Source organism: Protofrankia sp. Cr1, from assembly GCF_963555865.1.
GTDB lineage: Bacteria > Actinomycetota > Actinomycetes > Frankiales > Frankiaceae > Protofrankia.
Genome location: NZ_CAUVXO010000117.1, coordinates 1 through 4,216, shown reverse-complemented (window position 1 = coordinate 4,216; position 4,216 = coordinate 1). Strand labels below are relative to the sequence as shown.

The window sequence follows — 4,216 nt, the reverse complement described above, 5'->3', positions numbered from 1 at the left end:
GCCCGGCGGTCCGGGAGGGGGGATTCGCAGCAGCCTGTTGGGCAATCCCGAGGTGCAGTCGGGGGAACGCTTCACCCTGCAGAACGGGAAGATGCTCAAGGCGACGCTCGGCGCCGAAGGAATGCGGGAGTTCTACGCCCGCAAGGGTGCGATGGTCGCCTATCAGGGTGGCGCGACCTTTGACGCACACTGGGAGGGTTGGGGCCACCAGTTCCGTTCGCTGTTCTCGGGTGGCGAGGGCCTGAACCTGATGATGGTATCCGGCGCAGGCACGGTCTTTCTTGCCAATCAGGGCCAGGATGTGCATATCCTCGACCTTGCCGGTGACGGTCTGACCGTGGACGGCAAGAACGTGCTCGCCTTCGACCGGGATCTGTACTGGAACGTCGTCCGCATCGATTCCCAGGTCTCGATCGCCGGAGCTGGTAGCTACCAGGTGGAGCTGTCCGGAAACGGGAAGGTCGCGGTGGTGACGTCGGGCACGCCGCTGGTGATGCGCGTCACGCCACAGAACTACTACTTCGCGGACGCCGACGCGGTGGTGGGCTGGTCATCGAGCCTGCAGGTGTCGATGCAGGCCGCCGTGACGTCGTCGTCGGCCTGGCGGCCGCGCGGCAACACCGGGGAGGGCTGGCAGATGCAGTTCTCGGGCGACGGCTACGTGATCGTCCAACCATGTGAGTTGCTCCCGCCGTACAACGCGCTCGCCGGTGCGGGGCTCGCTGGACACTTCGGCTTTGGCGAGGCTGGCTTCGCCGGCAACCAGATGCAGGGTCACCACGATGCTCCGGGGCACGGTGGGCAGGGGCACGGCCGGGGCGGCATGTTCGGCGGCCGCTGAAGGACGCTGCGGTCCACAGCAAGGACTCGGCGGTCCACAGAGCCGAAGGATGTGATTCTCATGCTGCTGGACCAGCACCAGAATCACATCCTTTGAGGGCTGCTCCTGCTGCTCCTGCTGCTCCTGCTGCTCGTACAACTCGTTCAGGCCGATGGTCAATACTTGATCACCGTTGGTTGAGGTCAGCAGGTCCGGGTCGAAGCCCGCGCCGGAGTAACAGGGGATCATCGTGTGCCGGGCGCTCTATGCCCGGCCCGAGGACCTGGGCGGAGAACCGAGATCTGGCGTCCTGCCAGACAGCCGCCGCGCGACGGATCGGGCAACGGACGCGACGGATCGGGCGACGCCACCTCGCAACCCGAACGGGTCGTGACTCGTCCTACTGGATGTGTGGAACCTACCGGTGAGGTGGGGAAAAGTACAGTAGGTAAGGGGATCGGGTGAAGAGGCGCCGACGTACGCCCACCTGGTGGCTGCGAATTCGCGCGCGGCCTTGGCTCGAGGCCGGTTCCGGCGTCGTCGGTGTGATGCTGATCCTTGTGTCCGCGTTCCTTTACGCGACTCAAGGAGCGGCGCGGAACTCGCTGCTGGACCCGGTACCGCGGGTGACGCCCGTGTCGGGGGCGCCGGGCACGGCTCCAGGGGGTCCGGCGGCGGTACCGACCGGTACGACAAAACGCCGAGCCGCGACGCCTGAGGGCGCGGACGGTGGCCCGACACCGGAAATCCGGTCGGGCCCCACCGGATCCAAATCCCTGGTGCCCGAGCCTGGTGTGATTCCGCCGGGCACCGTCGGCCCGACCGGGGTGACTCCGACCACCGAAATCACCGCCATTGTCACGACGGGGCCGTCACCGCCCGAACCACTGACGACCGTTGAGCCGTTGCCTGTCCATTCCTTTTCGCCGGTACCCACACCGCCCGTTCCTACCCCGCAGGTCGTGCCGACGTCGTCGACCGGCTTCCCGTCGCCCACGCCGTCGGTGAGCTCGTGATAAAGAGGAGTCAACGATCCTTCTGGAATTCGGCGATCATGAAGGTGGTGCGGGGTCATGAGCGTCGAAACCACTTCCTCAACGCTGTCGTTCCGCTGTGCGCCGTGGACGCGGGAGCAGGGCGTCGACCCGATCGGATCGGCCCTGACCTGCGACACGCTGCTGCTGGTCGAGACGCCCGCGCCGTGGCCACGCGACGTGAGTGAAATCCCGGCCTTCGCGGCGGCCCTGCGTCATTCCCGGCCCGGTGGTCTGAACCGGACCAGGCTGCTAGCGGTGCACCCGGCCGATGAGGGCGACCTCGACCCGGGAGCGGGCGTGCTGATCACCCGGTGGCGTCGAGCGGGCTCCAACCGTTTCCTGGGCATCGACTACACAGTGCCTCGTGATCGACTTGTCGATGCGCTCATCCGGCTCCTCGACGCGGGTGACCCCATGGATAGCACGGATAGCACGGATAGCACGAATAGCGCTAATGGCGACACGATCGTGCAGGCAGCGCCCGCCGAGGTCCTGCTCTGCGGTCATGGTCAACGGGACCGGTGCTGCGGCAGGAACGGAGTCCGCCTGCAGATCGAAGCGGCGTCGGCCTGGCCCGGCGTACGGGTTCGCCGTTGCAGCCACACCGGCGGGCACCGGTTCGCCCCGACCGGGTTCACGCTCCCCGACGGGCGGGCCTGGGGGTTTCTCGATGCGTCGACGCTCGACGGGATCATGCGCCGTTCCGCTCATCCGGCCACGCTACGTGACAGGTATCGTGGCACCACCGCGCTCGACCCGTGGGGGCAGGTAGTCGAGCGGGAGCTGCTCGAACGGTTCGGCTGGGGCTGGCTCGACCACGAGATCACCTCCTCGCGGACCGAGGTCACCGACGGCGGACGGGCCGCGACCGTGGAGCTCGCCTGGTGCGGGCCGACCGGGGAGGCCAGCGCTGTCGCGGTGGTCGAGGTCGCCCGCGACGTGCCCGTTCTGGTCTGTGGTGAGCCGCCGGAGGTCGCGGGGAAGACAAGCCCGGAACTCGCGCTACGGCACATCACGGTCCGGAGCTGACCCGACCCGGATACGGTGCGGGAATGGTTGTGGCTCTGCAGCTGGCCGTGGCGATCGCCGCAGAGATCATCGCGACCACGTCATTGCGTGCGTCCGAGGGGTTCACGCGGCTGTGGCCGTCGGTTGTGGTCTGCGTCTGCTACCCGCTCTCGTTCTACCTGCTGTCCCTCGTGCTGCGGCAGATCTCGATCGGCGTCGCCTACGCGGTGTGGTCCGCGGTCGGTACCACGGTGATTGTGATCATCGGCGTGGTCGCCTACGGGGAGACTCTGAACCTCCTGCGGGTCGTCTCGCTGCTGCTGGTGGTGCTGGGCGTCCTCGGCCTCCAGCTCAGCGGAACCCACCGGTGAACCGCCGCTAAGAGCGCTGGTATCAAGGGCTGAGATCGAGAATGCGAACCGGGTGGTCCCTCCATCTGTCCGGGGAGGCTGTGGCGATGACTGCGCCTTCGGGACGATCGGCTGTCGGCTCGGCGGCATACCGACTGTGCGCAAGCGCCCACGTGACGTCCTGAGCAACCCAGAGGGCGGCAGGTAGATCCAGATCGACGACGGTGATGGCGGGCAGGGCTGCGACGTGTTCGGCCGTGCCGGGGCGGGCCCGGTCGGCCTCGACCAGCGCACACGCCGCGGCATAGAGGAACCACCCCGACTCCACGTGTGCCCGGTGGATGAGGCGAGAAGCCAGGACGTTGCCGCGGCCGGCGGCAACCAGGGCGGTGTCGTCGAGAATGACGTGTAGCGCTCCGGTCACCGGGTACGTATCTCCGCCAATCGGCGATCAAGATCGGCGTCCACCTGTGCAGCCTCCGCCTCGGTGGGGTCGTAGCCGTTCCACTTCCGCAGCTCCGCACGGGCCTGCTCGGCACGCGCCGCGCGCTCGGCCGGCGTGAGCAGGGTGCTCGCCAGACGGGCGAGATAAGCGCGCAAGGACAAGCCCTCGGCCGCCGCGATCTCAGCGAGCCGGTCGCGCGCATCGGTAGGGATGCGGATGTTGGCGTCAGCCACGGGAAGCTCCCTTCATCCGGATCAGGGTATGGGTACGTACCCGTAGCCGGCAAGCGTGGCGCTGCGTGCCGCCATCCTTTGGATGAGGATCGATACCGGTTATGCTTGCGTTTGACAGGGGTCTCGGTGGTCGGCTGGCCCCCACACCTCACACCAGCGCGTTGATGGCAGGCTGGACCAATGGAAGGCGCGACCCCGGTAGGCGATCCCGGACTTTCGCTCGGAGCGGAGGCTTCGTTCCTCGCCGATCCCGAGTCCCGTCCGGGGCTGGCGATCAAACGGGCCGAGCAGGCCCTCATGCGGGAGAAGGCTGAGGCGCTGCG

The 4,216-nt window shown here is 67.6% G+C and carries 6 protein-coding genes; 3 read left to right on the top strand and 3 right to left on the bottom strand.

Annotated features, from left to right (window positions below; translation table 11 throughout):
* Positions 1-841, top strand: an 841-nt coding sequence (locus U9980_RS11935; RefSeq protein WP_322767968.1) for an AIM24 family protein, incomplete at its 5' end; no start/stop codon positions are given.
* Between the two features lie 562 nt (positions 842-1,403).
* Here the strand turns inward: U9980_RS11935 and U9980_RS11930 are convergent.
* On the bottom strand, positions 1,404-1,850 hold the full coding sequence (locus tag U9980_RS11930) for a hypothetical protein (RefSeq protein WP_322767967.1): 447 nt from the start codon (positions 1,848-1,850) through the stop codon (positions 1,404-1,406).
* A gap of 43 nt (positions 1,851-1,893) precedes the next feature.
* Here U9980_RS11930 and U9980_RS11925 point away from each other — a divergent pair, with 43 nt between their 5' ends.
* Both U9980_RS11925 and U9980_RS11920 read left to right on the top strand, forming a co-directional pair.
* Positions 1,894-2,886 (top strand): sucrase ferredoxin, encoded by a 993-nt coding sequence (locus U9980_RS11925; protein WP_322767966.1) that lies wholly within the window; start codon positions 1,894-1,896, stop codon positions 2,884-2,886.
* Between the two features lie 23 nt (positions 2,887-2,909).
* Positions 2,910-3,236 (top strand): DMT family transporter, encoded by a 327-nt coding sequence (locus tag U9980_RS11920; protein ID WP_322767965.1) that lies wholly within the window; start codon positions 2,910-2,912, stop codon positions 3,234-3,236.
* Positions 3,237-3,258: 22 nt separating this feature from the next.
* Here the strand turns inward: U9980_RS11920 and U9980_RS11915 are convergent, their stop codons facing one another.
* Entirely contained in the window at positions 3,259-3,639 is a 381-nt protein-coding gene (locus U9980_RS11915) for a hypothetical protein (protein ID WP_322767964.1), read from the bottom strand.
* Positions 3,636-3,893, bottom strand: coding sequence for a hypothetical protein (locus U9980_RS11910; RefSeq protein WP_322767963.1), 258 nt, complete (start codon positions 3,891-3,893; stop codon positions 3,636-3,638). Before U9980_RS11910 ends, U9980_RS11915 begins: the two co-directional genes overlap by 4 nt.
* Between the last annotated feature and the right edge of the window lie 323 nt (positions 3,894-4,216).

Bases quoted from the DNA above. Each gene is read 5' to 3' on its own strand.
- U9980_RS11925 (WP_322767966.1), top strand. From the start codon at position 1,894: ATGAGCGTCGAAACCACTTCCTCAACGCTGTCGTTCCGCTGTGCGCCG.
- U9980_RS11920 (WP_322767965.1), top strand. From the start codon at position 2,910: ATGGTTGTGGCTCTGCAGCTGGCCGTGGCGATCGCCGCAGAGATCATC.